Raw genomic sequence first — 13,565 nt, forward strand, 5'->3', positions numbered from 1 at the left:
GCGAACGCTGCAACTGCTGGCGGGATTGCTGTTGCTGACGCACGCTGCTGCCGATGCCCGCGACGCTGCCGTCGGGCATGCGCCCCGTGCGTTGCGCGGTGGACTGCACGGCATTCTTGTCGGAAAACCAGCCGGGGCTGAACGCGCGCGTTTGCGCCTGCGCCGCGCCGCTGGCGCTACCCGCGATCAATAGCGCCGTCACCGCCTGCGACAACGGCGTCGGACGCCAGTTCGCGCGCCCGCGCCCAGGCGTGCGCGCCGTGTTCCTCTTACTGCCCAATTCCGACATCCGTGCCTGCATGATCGCCATCCCTTGTTCCAATCGCGCGTGTTCGTCACCTAGAACAAGACAGACGGATGGAAAAATGCCGACCAGAACCCTGTCACAAATAATTCATCAAGACGCCGGGGCCCAATCCGCCTAGGACAGCAGGACGACGCCTGCGGGAAGGCGGGTCACATGCGCGCCGTAGGCATCCCGGATCAGACGTTCCGCATCGGCCACCTGCGCCAGCGAAAAACGCGCCTGCACCAGGCGCTTGCCCAATTGCGCGTTCATCAACACCAGGCGCCCGCGCCGGTAGCGGTTCAACTCATCCACCACTTGCGCCAGCGGCTGCTGGTCAAACACCAGCCAGCCCTGCCGCCACGCGGTCACGATGGCGGGGTCGACGTGGACCGGCGGCATCACCCACTGGTCGTCGTAGCGCAGCTCGCGGTTGGCCACAACGTCGAACACGCCTTGCGCGTGCGCCAGCCGCACAACACCCGACAGGCAGCACAGCCGCGCCTCGCCGCCGATATACCGAAGGTTGAACACCGCATCCTTCGCCGTGATGCGCCCTTTCCCCGCAACCACGACGGCCGCCGCCGGCCCGCTGCGGATCTCGGCCTCGCCGTCGGCCAGTTCGATGACAGCGCCGTCGCCGTTACTGCTGACATTGATGCGCGTCAACGTGTTCATCTGGACGTCCAGCGCCTCGCCCAGCGACACCCGCCGCTGCTCACCCGCCGCCGTGCGGTAATCCGCCCCCAGCGCATCCAACCCGGGCCACAGCCCCAAGGGCGGCTTGAAAGCCAGATAGGCCGCCGACGCCGCCAATGCGCCGCCCAGGAACGCCCGCCGTCCCGTCATCAGGGATTTGCGCGCCCGGTTGCGGGCGCCCTCCGCCACCACCGCCTGCACGGCCGGCCCCACATCGCGCCAAAGGCGCTTCTGGGCAGCAAATGCCGTTTGGCGCTGCGGGTCGGCGCGCAGCCATTCCCGGAACGCCCGCGCATCGGCCTCGGTGGCGCGACCGGACGTCAGCGTCAGCAACCAGGCCCGCGCCTCGCGCGCCGCCACGTCATGGTTCTTGTTGTTTCCGGGCATGCTCATCGTCAGTGCCATGGTTCTTCATCCCCGCCTGCGGTGCGGCCGGGCAACTCCCCCGATCCCGCGCCCGCCACGTGCAGTTCCCGCGCGCAATGTTCCAACGCGCGTTTGAGTTCTTTGGAGACGATGCGTTCCGACACACCGTAGCGCCGCGCGATCTCGGCATGGGGCAGTTCGTGCACGCGCGCGGCAAGCAGCATCTGCTGCGTGCGTTCGGGCAATTTGCGCAGCGCACGCTGAAAGGCGTCGACCTGGCTGCGGCCCTGCGCGATGCGCGCGGGGTCCGCGGCCTCGTCCGTGATGTGGATCAATTCGCTGATCTCCACCCCCGTCAATAGACGGGAGTCCCTGCGCCGCTGGTCTTCCGCAATGTTCAACGCCACGCGGAACAGATAGGCCGCCGGCTGCTGAATCGACGAGCTGGCGGGCAGGTCATTGACCTTCAAAAAGGCTTCCTGCATCGCGTCGTGCGCCAGGTCTTCCGATCCGAGCCGCCGCTTCAGCTGATTACGAAAGTCGTTGTAGCGTTCCAGGAACAAGGAACGCAGCGAGGTTTCCGGTTTGCTATCCCGCACGGCCGGCTCCGGTGGGTTCCGCGCACTCGACAGCGCTGCGCGGTTCCAGCAGGACGGTCAGCGGTTGCGGCATGCCTGCCGGCAACGGGCCGATCACCACGCCGCGCAATGCCGCCTCCAGCCTGCCGTCCAGCCCCGGCGAGCCGGTCGTCGCCACCCAGCCGACGCGGCTGACCCGCCAGGCCTTGTCAAACCACAGTTGCACCAAGGCGCGATAATTTCCTGGCTGCGCGCCCGTCGCCTTGCACAGGGCGCGCTTCAACGCGCCCTGCACCACGGCAGCATAGGGGGTATCCCGCAGCCGCTTGCTCGACCTCGGCGCAGCGGCAGCTTCTTGCTCCCTGGAGACCAGGGTGAACGACTGCGCGCTGGCATAGCGGATCGCCAGGGGCGACCCCGCCAGCAGTTTGCGCAGCGCATCGCCCGGCGTGTAGTTGCCGATCACCGCCGGGGCCTGCCGGCCATCGGTCAACGTGCTGTCCACCAACACGGTCAGCCCGCTGGCCAGGCTGTACTCGACCAGCGCCTGCGCCAGGGGCTGGGCGGCGATCGCAAACGCGATGGGCTTGGGCGGCGGCGCGGAGCGGGGCGCATCGGCGCCATGCGCCGAATGGGCCGCCGCCAGCATGAACAGGCTCAAGGCCAGACCGGCGCGCAGCGCCACGCCACAGCCCGTGAAAGCGCCGCTCATGAACGTGACCGCAAGAGGGAATTGCCAGACATGGCCGCGACACCAGGCGCCTGGGCGCCCGCCCTAACAAAAGCCGCCATGCTAGAGGCGCCGAATGACGCATTCGTGACACCTTTGCCGATACGACCCCACGCGCGACACGCAACGGTCACCTGCCCGGCATCCGTTCTCCCTATACTTTATGGATCACGCCGGCCGCGATTCGCCGGCACTGCATAAGGAGCGCGCATGCGCATAGTGCCCCTGGCCGCTGGCCGCGTTGTGCTGCTGTCGCTGTCCGCCGCGTTAGCCGGGCCGCCGCTGTCGGCCGCCGAGCCCCAAGCGCCTGCCGCCCCCGCGCCAAACGTGCAGAAACCCACCGCGCCAGGCGGTGCATGCATCGAGACGGAAGTGAACGGGTATCGGGCGCTGTCCTACGACTGCCTGAACCAGAAGATGGCGCCCGACGCCCCTCACCGTCCGGCGCCGGGCCTGGAGTCAGAGGCAATCACACAGCGCCCGCCGAATCAGATGGGACTGCCCACGCCGGCCACCATCGGCAACCGCATGGGCAACACCTTTGGCACGTCGGCCTATCCGCAACGGCCGAAGCCATAGGGTCGCAGACGGTTCCCGCGTCGGGGCGTCAACCCAAGCGCGTGATGAAGTAGATCTTCTTGACGAACTGGTCCACTTCCCAACGGCCGGTATAGCCTTCGGGCATGACGAAGGCCTCGCCGACCGTCAGTTCGTGCACGGTGCCGTCGGGGTCGACCAGCCGGGCCGAGCCTTCGACGATGTAGCCGAATTCGATGTAGCCGGTGGTGTTCGACTGGAATACGCCCGCGGTACTTTCCCAAACGCCGGCCTCGGCCTTGCCCGCATTGCCTTCGAAGGCGGTCACGGTCAGGAACGCCGCATCGCCCGAAATCGGGCGGCGGGGCTTGCCGGGCACCGGATCCTTCAGCGGGCCGGCATCAATGCGGACGAGCCGCGACTGGTCATGTTTCATGGGACACCTATCAATATCGTTGTGCGGTCGACAGCCGATTGCGCTTAATGCGCCGCCACCACCAGCACCTCGGCCATGGCCCGGCTGACGGTGCGCATGCGGTGCGGCAGTTCGGAGTCAAAATAGAGTGAATCCCCGGTCTCAAGGCGGAATTGGCGTTCGCCCACATAGACTTCGATGGCGCCCTTGAGCACCAGCAGGAACTCTTCGCCCGGATGCGGGAACACGGCGGCGGCGTCCGGAAATTCGCGCGGCGGATGCACCACGAAGGGCTCCATCGCCTTGACCTTGCGGCGCCCGGCCAGCGATTCATAATGATATTCGCTGCCCAGCCCGCCGCGTTGCAGGGCCTCGCGGTCCGCCACGCGGACCACGCTGACCACTTCGTCCTGGGCCGCGTCATCCGTCCCCACCAATTGGGACACGCCAACACCATAGGCTTCGGCCAGCCGAAGCACGGTCGAGATCGACGGTTCGCTCAAGCCGCGCTCAAGCTTGGACAGATAGCTTTTGGTCAGGCCCGTGCGCTGCGCCAGCTGTTCCAGGGACAAGGATTGCTGACGGCGCAGGGTACGTAGGCGGTGGGGCAGATCGATCATGGGCAAAGGGTCAAAAATCCGACCGGTAAGCATGCCCGAAACCGGCCCCGCCGTCGAGCCGCCCTGCCCCGCCGGCTTGCGTTCCGTCAGGCCAGCACGTCGGCATGCGTGCGCAACGCACGCCGGGCGTAGTACGAAAAGCCCACCTGGGAACGTTTGGGCGTCAGGATCCAGTCATGCGCCTCGTGGCCCAGCGCCGGCGGAATCGGCTGGATCTTGCCGGCGGCCATTGCCAGCAGCTGCATGCGCGCGGCCCGCTCAAACTGCAAGGCCAGGACGCAGGCCTCCTCCACCGAGCCGGCGGCAATCAGCATGCCGTGATGCGACAACAGGATGGCGCGCTTGTCGCCCAGCGCCGCCGAAATGATCTCGCCTTCCTCGTTGCCCACGGGCACGCCCGGCCAATCCTTCAGAAAGGCCACGTCGCCATACAACGGGCAATTGTCCATGTGCGAGATTTCCAACGGCACCTCCAGCATGGATAGCGACGCCGAATGCAACGGGTGCGTGTGGATGATGCAGTTCACGTCCGGCCGCGCGCGGTAGATCCAGGAGTGAAAGCGATTGGCCGGATTGGGCATGCCACCGCCTTCCTGCACACGCAAGTCCTCATTCACCACCAGCAGATTGCTGGCCGTGATTTCATCAAACCCCAAACCCAGCCGCTGCGTGTAGTACCGCCCCGGCTCCGCCGCACGCGCCGTGATCTGGCCGGCCAGCCCGGAATCATGGCCACCGTCGAACAGGATGCGGCAAGTCAGTGCCAAACGCTCGCGCAAGCTCCATTGCGGCGTATCGAACTGGCGCTGCATTTCGGCTTTCGCCCGCGCGATCAGTTCGTCTTTTCCCAGGTGCATCGTATCGCTCATCATGTCTCCGTCATGCCGCGTCGATCAGCGGCGTAAATCCCGGCAAGGCGCGCACGCGCGCCAGCCAGGCAGTAATGTGGGTAAAGGCGGACAGGTCGTAGCCGCCCTGTTCCGCCATGCTGGTATAGGGATAGAGCGCCACGTCGGCAATCGTCGGCGCGTCGCCCACCAGATAGCGCCGGCCCGCCAGATGCGCATCCATCAGCGCCGCGGCTTTCATGCCGATCGTTCGCCACGCCACCATCGCCGGATCGTCCACGGCCGCGGTCTGCCGCAGATGAATCAACAGCCGCGGCTGCGCGAAGGCATGCATATGCTGCGTCTGCTCGAAACTGAGCCAACTGCTGACCTGCGCCTGCGCCAACCGGTCCGCCGGCAGCCAGGGCGTGCCCTGCGCCAGATACCACAGGATCGCCTGCGATTCGGCCAGCCACTCGCCTTCGGGCGTCAACAACGCCGGCACTTGGCGCCACGGATTGATGCGCGCGAACGCGTCGGTCTCAAGGTCGCCCTGCACGATGTCGAACGTGCGCCGCGCAAGCGGCAGGCCCATGAAACCGCAGGCCAGCCGGATCTTCCACGCGTTGCCCGAGCGCAGCGTGTCGGCCAGTTCCAGCGGCTGGCCCGCCAGCGGATGCGTCATCTGTGTCATGCCGTCAATCCATCTTGATGTTGGCGCGCTTCACGATCTGGGCCCACTTGGCCTTCTCTGTGGCGATGAAGCGCTGATACTCGTCCGGCGTCCCCGTGTAAAGCTGGGTGCCCTGCGCCGCCAGCCGTTCCTTCAATTCTGTCGACGCCAGCGTCTTTTGCAACGCGGCGTTCAAGGCCGCCACCACGTCGGGCGGCGTGCCAGCCGGTACGAAAAACGCGTTCCACGAACTGATCTGCAACTGCGCATCGCCCACCTCGGGGCTGGCCGGCACCGCGGGCGCCGACGGCAGGCGTTTGTCCGCCGCCACCGCCAAGGCGCGCAGCTTGCCCGACGCCACGTGCGGCATGATGACCGGACTGGCGTCCATCACCACGTCCACTTGTTCACCGATGGCCGCATTGACCGCTTCGCTGCCGCTCTTGAACGGCACGTGCACAATGTCCAGGCCCGCCGTCAGCTTCAGCAGCTCCAGTCCCAGGTGCGGCGAGCTGGCATTGCCCGCCGACCCGAAATTCAAGCGTGCCGGATTGGCTTTGGCATAGGCGACGAATTCACTGAACGACGCGGCCGGCAACCCCGCCCGCACCGCCAGCACGTACGGCGACCCCGACACCATGCCCACCGGCGCGAACTTGTCGGCGTCATAGCTCAACTTGCTGTAGATCAGCGGGTTCACGACCTGCGTGCCCACCGTCCCCATAAAGATCGTGTACCCATCGGCCGGCGCCGTGGCCGCCATCTGCGCGGCGATCACGCCCCCCGCGCCCGGCCGGTTTTCAACGACGATACTTTGCCCCAGCACGTCGCCCATGCCCTTGCCCACCTGCCGCGCCACGATATCCGTGATGCCGCCCGCGCCAAACGGCACCACCAACCGGACCGGCCGCTCCGGAAACGCCGCGTGCGCGCCTGCCGCCATTCCCGCCGCCAGCACCAGCGCGGCCAATCTGCCCAGAACCTTCATGCCATTCCCCTTGATTTCGCCGTATCGGCCCTAATGACACAAAGTGTCCTATAGAGCATTGATTTTCCGCAAGGACAATGTGATTGGGGAAATCCCTGAGCAGCAGGAATAAAGTTCGCCTTTTTTGTTGAAGTTCGACTTTTGGATTTGGTGGGGAACACCTGGCATTGTGCGGAGATCTTCTTCTATTCTGCGCAGATGGACCGGCATCCCGCAACAGCCGACCGAGGTTCAGCCCATCGAACAAGGCCTGCATCTGCTGGTCTGGCTGGCAAATGCGTTGGACGATATCGCGATCGCGCGCCAAGCCGCTGTGCAGGGCGTTGCCGTCCGGGCCTTGTCTCCCACCTATTCAGAACACTGCCCTGACAAGCGGCAGGGACTGATTCTGGGCTTTGGCGGATGACCGGCGCACGCTCACCCCAACGCCTGAATCGCGCGTACAAGCCTTCGAACGCCTTCATCGATGTCAGCCGGTGTCAGGCTGGCATAGCCAAGAATGATGCCGGCGCACTGCCGCGCACGATGCTGGTCCCCCGAGGCATACAACGGAGAAATGGGGCGCACGCCCACGCCCTGCTTGCGCGCCACACGGACCAGCTCCGCCTCATCGTCCTTCGCCACTTGCAGCAGCCAAACCACCACGTGCAGTCCTGACGCCGAGCCCATCACCTCGACGGCATCCGGGAGATGGTTGTCCAATGCCCGCAACAGCGCCTCCCTGCGCGATTCATTCATACGTCGGCAACGGCGGACATGACGCTCATAGGTGCCGTCAACGATGAGAGACGCCAGCGCCGCCTGCTCCAGGCTGGGTGCATGCCGATCCATCAAGCGCTTGGCCTCGCGAAACACGGAGACCAACGCATCAGGCAGCACCAGGTAGCCCAAGCGCAGCTGCGGGGACAAGGCTTTGGAGAACGTCCCGATGTAGATCACACTACCCTTGTCATCCACGGATTGCAGCGCGTCAACAGGGCGCATCCCATAGCGAAACTCCCCATCGTAGTCATCCTCGACGATCCAGGCTTGCTGCCGCTCTGCCCAGGCCAAGAGCTCTTTGCGCCGGGTGATTGGCATGACCCCTCCCAGCGGAAACTGGTGCGAGGGGGTGACATAGATCAGTTTGGATCGCCGCTCCGGCAGACGCTCCGACACGAGACCCTGCTCGTCAACCGGAGCCTCTTGCACATTGGCCCCAACGGCTTCGAAAATGCGGCGGGCCATGACATAGCAAGGCTCCTCCACCAACACCCTGTCCTTGGCGTCCACCAACACCCGTGCGCACAAGTCGATGGCTTGCTGCGAACCGTGCACGATGACGACCTGGTCCGGGTGGCATATGAGGCTTCGGGCACGGCGAAGATAGCCCGCGAGCGCCTCGCGCAACATCCGTTCGCCCTCGGGCGCCTCGTAGTACAGACGATGCTGACGCTGCACCAGGGCGCGGCTATACGCTTTACGCCAAGCCAAGATTGGGAAATCGTCGAACGCCAAGGCGCCATAAAGGAAGTCGATCACTTGAGGGTCCGCGCCGTGACCTGAAACTGGCCCCTCGACCAAAAATTCGCAGATTTTCTTCCCATACGCCGACAATGCCCGAGGCCCACCCATTTCCAGACGAACCGCGCGTTTCGGGACAGGCGATACGCTGGCCCCCTGAGCGACACGCGCACGTCGGCCCTGGTGGGTTTCCACATATCCTTCGGCCGCCAATTGATCGTAGACAGCGGAAATTGTGGTCCGGGACACGGCAAGGTCGACGGCCATTGCTCGCGTGGACGGCAAGAAGCTTCCGGCTCGAAGCGTGCCATCGAGAATCTGCGCCTTGAGCCCCTCGTAAATGCCACGGCTGGTGTCGGCACTGAATGCCGGAGTCTGATGAGAAGTCTTCAACTGGCTTTAGCAAAAACGATGAAACTGGACGTTTTCATTGTGCCAGAATCGAGCGATAGTTCCGCCTTTTCCCCGGCCGCCTTGGCATTGATTTTTCAAGCCCATGTACACCTCGACCTTTACGTTCTTGCCCGGCACTTACGACGATGAATTCCATGCGCTGGACAACACCATCGCAGCGATCGCAAGGTCTATCCCCGGCTACTTGGGTGAGGAAGCCTGGGAGAATCCCACCACCGGCGCGGTCTCCAACGTGTACTACTGGAGCACGATGGAAGCGCTTCAAGAGCTGGTGGAACATAAAGATCACGTCAAGGCCAAACAACAGCAAGCCAATTGGCTACGCGGCTATCAGGTTGTCATTGCAGAGGTAGTCACCTTCTATGGCGACGGGCGTCTCGCGCATCCATTGAATCGAACGGGAATTGCCCGTCAAGGGTAAGCCATGGGCTAGCCTCTTTCCCTTGAAATCGTAGGCAATGCTCGTGGAAATCTCCTTTAAATGGTCAATGAGTGGGCTGGCAGCCTAGTATTTGGAGAAGGCGACCCGGACGTCACGACGGCCGAGTGCCTGGGCCAAGCTGCTCGGGTCGTCCACGCGACCGAGGCGCGTGTAAGAGTAGGACGAGTCAAAGGTCAGGTAGAAGACGACAAGGGTCTTCGAGCCATAGAGCATGAGGTCGCCGTTACGGACCGTGCCGGGGCGGCTGGCGTTCGTTGGCAGTGCTCTCGGCAGCTCCGCATGTTTCTCATTGCTGTTGAGGTCGGCCATGTCGATCGTGAGCGGCATCATGGCGGCGAATGCCTGGGCGGCTTCGGTGGTTGCCAGGGTGATGGCGAAGCGGCGTTCGCCGACGGTCATCCACATGCGAGATTCCTCCGGTTGGACGGTTGCCGCGGCAGCGGCGGTTGAGATAGTGGGCCTGGCCGAAACCCCTGACTGGGCAGCGTCACACCCGCCGAGGGCGAACAGGCCGCAGAGCAGGCCCAGCGCTTGCATGGCCGCCAGGCCGCGCGCTGAGCGGTGTTCAAAGGCCCACTGGCGATGGCTGCTGCGTGAGATGCTGAGGCGCATGGTCATGGGCTTCTCCAGGTGTGGCGGGCCGCTCAGACCGCTTGCCGTACTTGCGAGCGCGCGGTGAGGAAAGCGAGGAAGGCCGCGAACAGCAGAACAGCGGCACTCGCCATGAAGGTGCTGCGGTAACCTGCCGAATCGAACAGCAGGCCGCCCACGGTCGAGCCCAGGGCGATGGCCAACTGGATCACCGCCACCATCAGGCCACCGCCAGCCTCCGCGTTGTGGGGCATGGCTTCGGCGATCCAACTCCACCAGCCCACTGGGGCCGAGGTCGCCGTCAGGCCCCACAAGCCTAGCAGCACGACTACGGCAGGGACCCAGGCACCCACGGGAATCAGCACCAGCGCGATCGCCGCCATGAGGGCGGGGATGACAATCAGCGTCCCGTACAGGCTGCGCTTGAGGATGGAACCGATCAGCGCCGTACCGATGAAGCCAGCCACCCCGATCACCAGCAGGATTAGCGACAGCGTGGATACCTCCACGTGTGTCACCGCCTCCAGGAACGGGCGCACATAGGTGAACAGGACGAACTGCCCCATGAAGAAAGCGCCGCAGGCGGCCATACCCAGGGCTACGGGCCGGCTCGCCAACACCTTGAAGACGTTGCCCGAACCCGGCGCGCGCTCCGGGGCCTGCATGCCTGGCAGGCTAATCCACTGCCAGAGCAGCGCGATCGCGGCCACGGGCACCAGGCAGAAGAAGGCACCGCGCCAGCCCATCACGGAGCCGAGCCATGCCCCCAGTGGCGCAGCAACCACCGTCGCCAGCGCATTGCCGCCGTTGAAGATTGCCAGGGCGCGCGGCACCTGGCTGGCTGGCACCAGCCGCATGGCCGTCGCCGCCGACATCGACCAGAAACCACCGATCACTACGCCAATCAGCGCGCGGCCGACCATGTACATGAAATAGCTGGACGCCAGCGCGACCACGGCGCCGGAGACAGCCATTAGTGCCGTGAGCGCCAGCAACAGCGTTTTGCGGTTCATGCCGCCGGCCAGCCACGAAATCGATAGGCTGGTCAGCACCGCGAACGCGCCGGAGATCGCGATGCCTTGTCCGGCCATGCCCTCGGTGACGTGGAGGTCAGCCGCCATCGGCGTCAGCAGACTGACCGGCATGAATTCGGAGGCGATCAGCGCGAAGACACACAGCGACATCGCGAACACGCCGCTCCAGTTCGCGGGCCGCGCCTCGGTGTCGCGTTGAGTGGAAAAGGTGCCCGCTTGGGCTCTACCTGCCTGGGTTGTCATGGAATGCTCTGTTCTCTGCCCTGGTGTCTATGGAAAACGCCGCTCTCGCTCAGCGAACACGGCGACGGGGTGGACGCAGGGCAGCGCCGGCCCTGCGGGTTTCAGTCCTTGCCGATCTGGTCCATTTGCTTGGCGTCCATACGACCACCATGGACGGTGATCTTTGCCATGCCGGCCTCGATCTCGCGCAGGCCTTCCGGCGTGAGGTTGACGTTGATCGAGCTGAGGTTCTCGCGCGAGTGGTCCAGGTTGGTCGTGCCGGGGATGGAGACGATCCACGGCTTTTGTGCCGCCAGCCAAGCCAGGGCGATCTGCGCGCACGTGGCGCCCTTCTTCTCGCCGAAGGCCTTGAGGAAGTCCAGAATTGGCTGGTTGGCCTTCATGACCTTGGCGCTGAAACGCGGGAAGGTTTTGCGCAGGTCGGTCTTGCCGTCGAACTTGGCCTGCGTATCCAGCGGTAGCTTGCCGGACAGGAAGCCCTGGCCCAGCGGTCCCCACGGCACGAAGCCGATACCCAGTTCCTCACAGGCCTGCAACACGCCGTTGTGCTCCACGCTGCGTTCCATGATCGAGTATTCGGTCTGGACGGCGGACACAGGCTGCACCGCATGGGCGCGGCGGATGGTGCGCGCGCTGGCCTCCGACAGGCCAAAGTGCAGTACCTTGCCTTGCTGGATCAGGTCCTTGATGGTGCCAGCCACGTCCTCGATCGGCACGGTCAGGTCCACACGGTGCTGGTAGTACAGGTCGATGCGGTCGGTCTTCAGGCGCTTAAGCGATTCTTCGACCACGCGGCGGATGCGCTCGGGGCGGCTGTCCAGGCCGTTGGTGCCGTCGATCTTGAAGCCGAACTTGGTGGCGATGGCCACGTGGTTGCGCACCGGGCCCAGCGCCTCGGCGACCAGTTCCTCGTTCACATAGGGGCCATAGACCTCGGCGGTGTCGAAGAACGTGATGCCGCGCTCGTAGGCGTCACGGATCACGCGGATGCTGGTGGCGCGGTCCACGCCAGGGCCGTAGTGACCTGGGCTGTTGCTCATGCAGCCGAAGCCCAACTCCGACACCGTGAGGCCACCCAGCTTGCGCGTGCCCATGGTGTAAGTCTGGCCGCTGGCAGTGCTGCGTTGTGCCGTTTGCGCCACAGCGGGCGTCGCCAGCGATGCAGCCCCGATCGGCAGTGCAGCGCCAGCCGCGGCGATGCCCGCTGCTTTCAGAAAGCCGCGTCGATCGGCAGCCACAACGGACTCGTCTGCGATTCGACGATCATTGATGTCCTGCATGCTCATGTTCGATACCTTTCAAATTAAAGTTCCAGCAAGATCAGGGTCTGGCGTCTCAGCGAACCCGGGCATATCGGCATTGACTTCTTCATGCCTCTAATGTGGCGCGCGGTAGTCAACTTGACTAGCTAATGAAAGCTTCTAGGGCTTATTAGCTAAGCTAACCAATCAGCCAAAGCTCAGGTGTAGGCGAGAAGCCGGCCGGCAAAGACCGTGCCTGTCCATGCAGTCAGCGACACGCCCGCCCCGATGCGGGCGGCGACCGGGGTCACCGCGGCATCCGTCCACTCATGGACGCGGCGGTAGATACCACCATGGAACACCAGCACGTTGAGGCAGGCGAGGATCAGCAGGCCGAGCTTCCACGGCGCGGCTCCGGTACCAACGACCACAGTCGCCTGCGCGCTTAGCAGTGCGATCCCCGTGATGACGGCAATGACAAAACCGACGTGGGAAACGGGCAGCAGATTGCGCGCAGCCGAGGTGACGGACACAACGCGGCGTCCGAAGCCCAGCAATCGGAGGTCAAAGGTGCAAGCCGGGCCGACAAGGAGAGCGATGCCGAGGATGTGGCTGGCTTCAAGCACGGGATAGAGGTATTCGGCGTTGCGCACCGCCTCGCCGAGCGCAGAGCCCTGCAACAGTTTCAGCAATGAGTTGAGCCAATCAGGCATGTTCGTTCAATCCCGATCGGTGCGATGTCGTGTGCAGCACGCCTTATCTCGGCAGCGGGGCCCGTACCGGGAGCGTGTTGCCGAGCACCTGATTCACAGGCACTGCGTCAGGCCCGTACCAGAACACGACCGGCCGAAACATGCCGTCGTCGGTTCGATTGATGTAGCCGACTGCCTGGAAACGCTCCCCGACCTTCAGCGCGCGGCCCAGGCCCCACCTGCCAGACCAGGCTGGTGGCGCGATGATGATCTGCAGCGCCTTGTGAGGGCCTTTGTACGAGGGGGCCGCATGGACCCGGGTACTGTCCTCGGGGTCTTGCAACGCCTTGGGGATCGCCAGCTTGGGCGTGCGGGCAGGCAGGTTGCTGTCCAGCGTGACGTCGAAAAGCGAGTGCGGATTGCCCCAGACACCATCCGACGAGACGGCTCCTGCGAGGTAGACGAGGCGGTCCGTGTCGAAGCCCGCCCACCCGTGATGGGCGAACGCCGGCAGGGCCGGCACCAGCGTGGCCAGCGGTAGCGCCGCCAGCGCGGCAGCGCGGAGGATCCCGCGCCGGCGGCTTCGCGATGCAGCTTCATCCCCGTGGATGCGTTTCCGGCCGGTACTTGCCATGCTTCTGCTCTCCGTTTTCATCGGTTGCACAACGAGACCGAAAAGAACCTGG

The 13,565-nt window shown here is 64.7% G+C and carries 18 protein-coding genes; 3 read left to right on the plus strand and 15 right to left on the minus strand.

Going from position 1 to position 13,565, the window contains the following annotated elements:
- From HG262_RS23270 to HG262_RS23285, 4 genes are all read right to left on the minus strand, one after another.
- Positions 1-310: hypothetical protein (locus HG262_RS23270; RefSeq protein WP_169273278.1), on the minus strand; the 310-nt coding region annotated here is incomplete at its 3' end.
- A gap of 111 nt (positions 311-421) precedes the next feature.
- Positions 422-1,390, minus strand: a complete 969-nt coding sequence (locus HG262_RS23275; protein WP_169273279.1) for a DUF4880 domain-containing protein — start codon at positions 1,388-1,390, stop codon at positions 422-424.
- Positions 1,381-1,950, minus strand: coding sequence for an RNA polymerase sigma factor (locus HG262_RS23280; protein WP_169273280.1), 570 nt, complete (start codon positions 1,948-1,950; stop codon positions 1,381-1,383). The genes HG262_RS23275 and HG262_RS23280 overlap by 10 nt, the downstream gene beginning before the upstream one ends.
- Positions 1,940-2,641 (minus strand): STN domain-containing protein, encoded by a 702-nt coding sequence (locus tag HG262_RS23285; RefSeq protein ID WP_169273281.1) that lies wholly within the window; start codon positions 2,639-2,641, stop codon positions 1,940-1,942. Before HG262_RS23285 ends, HG262_RS23280 begins: the two co-directional genes overlap by 11 nt.
- Before the next feature lie 228 nt (positions 2,642-2,869).
- On the opposite strand from HG262_RS23285, the gene HG262_RS23290 reads away from it, so the two are divergent.
- Positions 2,870-3,238: a hypothetical protein gene (locus tag HG262_RS23290; protein WP_211187733.1), complete on the plus strand. Its 369-nt coding sequence runs from the start codon at positions 2,870-2,872 to the stop codon at positions 3,236-3,238.
- Positions 3,239-3,266: 28 nt separating this feature from the next.
- Here the strand turns inward: HG262_RS23290 and HG262_RS23295 are convergent, their stop codons facing one another.
- The 5 genes from HG262_RS23295 to HG262_RS23315 form a co-directional block, all read right to left on the minus strand.
- Positions 3,267-3,632 carry a cupin domain-containing protein gene (locus tag HG262_RS23295; RefSeq protein WP_006222026.1) on the minus strand — a complete coding sequence of 122 codons (366 nt, stop codon included), beginning with the start codon at positions 3,630-3,632 and terminating at the stop codon, positions 3,267-3,269.
- 44 nt (positions 3,633-3,676) lie between these two features.
- Positions 3,677-4,231, minus strand: a complete 555-nt coding sequence (locus HG262_RS23300) for an XRE family transcriptional regulator (protein WP_169273282.1) — start codon at positions 4,229-4,231, stop codon at positions 3,677-3,679.
- 86 nt (positions 4,232-4,317) lie between these two features.
- A complete protein-coding gene (locus HG262_RS23305; protein WP_169273283.1) occupies positions 4,318-5,100 on the minus strand; it encodes an aldolase in 783 nt (260 codons plus the stop codon).
- Positions 5,101-5,110: 10 nt separating this feature from the next.
- Positions 5,111-5,752, minus strand: a complete 642-nt coding sequence (locus HG262_RS23310) for a glutathione S-transferase family protein (protein WP_169273284.1) — start codon at positions 5,750-5,752, stop codon at positions 5,111-5,113.
- A gap of 4 nt (positions 5,753-5,756) precedes the next feature.
- On the minus strand, positions 5,757-6,719 hold the full coding sequence (locus HG262_RS23315; RefSeq protein WP_169273285.1) for a tripartite tricarboxylate transporter substrate binding protein: 963 nt from the start codon (positions 6,717-6,719) through the stop codon (positions 5,757-5,759).
- 124 nt (positions 6,720-6,843) lie between these two features.
- Here HG262_RS23315 and HG262_RS23320 point away from each other — a divergent pair, with 124 nt between their 5' ends.
- Positions 6,844-7,125, plus strand: coding sequence for a hypothetical protein (locus HG262_RS23320; RefSeq protein ID WP_169273286.1), 282 nt, complete (start codon positions 6,844-6,846; stop codon positions 7,123-7,125).
- An 11-nt stretch (positions 7,126-7,136) separates the two neighbouring features.
- Here HG262_RS23320 and HG262_RS23325 read toward each other — a convergent pair whose 3' ends face one another.
- Entirely contained in the window at positions 7,137-8,615 is a 1,479-nt protein-coding gene (locus HG262_RS23325) for a PLP-dependent aminotransferase family protein (RefSeq protein WP_169273287.1), read from the minus strand.
- Positions 8,616-8,718: 103 nt separating this feature from the next.
- Here HG262_RS23325 and HG262_RS23330 point away from each other — a divergent pair, with 103 nt between their 5' ends.
- The gene (locus HG262_RS23330) at positions 8,719-9,057 is read left to right on the plus strand and encodes an antibiotic biosynthesis monooxygenase (protein ID WP_169273288.1); all 339 of its coding nucleotides are present in this window, start codon (positions 8,719-8,721) and stop codon (positions 9,055-9,057) included.
- A gap of 84 nt (positions 9,058-9,141) precedes the next feature.
- Here the strand turns inward: HG262_RS23330 and HG262_RS31065 are convergent, their stop codons facing one another.
- The 5 genes from HG262_RS31065 to HG262_RS23355 all read right to left on the minus strand — a co-directional run bounded on the left by HG262_RS31065 (position 9,142) and on the right by HG262_RS23355 (position 13,513).
- On the minus strand, positions 9,142-9,696 hold the full coding sequence (locus HG262_RS31065) for a cyclophilin-like fold protein (RefSeq protein ID WP_248293467.1): 555 nt from the start codon (positions 9,694-9,696) through the stop codon (positions 9,142-9,144).
- 26 nt (positions 9,697-9,722) lie between these two features.
- On the minus strand, positions 9,723-10,853 hold the full coding sequence (locus HG262_RS23340; RefSeq protein ID WP_211187735.1) for an MFS transporter: 1,131 nt from the start codon (positions 10,851-10,853) through the stop codon (positions 9,723-9,725).
- Positions 10,854-11,047: 194 nt separating this feature from the next.
- The gene (locus tag HG262_RS23345; RefSeq protein WP_169273321.1) at positions 11,048-12,040 is read right to left on the minus strand and encodes an aldo/keto reductase; all 993 of its coding nucleotides are present in this window, start codon (positions 12,038-12,040) and stop codon (positions 11,048-11,050) included.
- A 365-nt stretch (positions 12,041-12,405) separates the two neighbouring features.
- Positions 12,406-12,900 carry a hypothetical protein gene (locus HG262_RS23350; RefSeq protein WP_169273290.1) on the minus strand — a complete coding sequence of 165 codons (495 nt, stop codon included), beginning with the start codon at positions 12,898-12,900 and terminating at the stop codon, positions 12,406-12,408.
- A 43-nt stretch (positions 12,901-12,943) separates the two neighbouring features.
- Complete coding sequence (locus tag HG262_RS23355) at positions 12,944-13,513, minus strand: DUF6152 family protein (RefSeq protein WP_169273291.1); 570 nt, start codon at positions 13,511-13,513, stop codon at positions 12,944-12,946.
- Positions 13,514-13,565: the final 52 nt, after the last annotated feature.

This window comes from Achromobacter sp. Bel, from assembly GCF_012928505.1.
Lineage (GTDB): Bacteria > Pseudomonadota > Gammaproteobacteria > Burkholderiales > Burkholderiaceae_B > Achromobacter.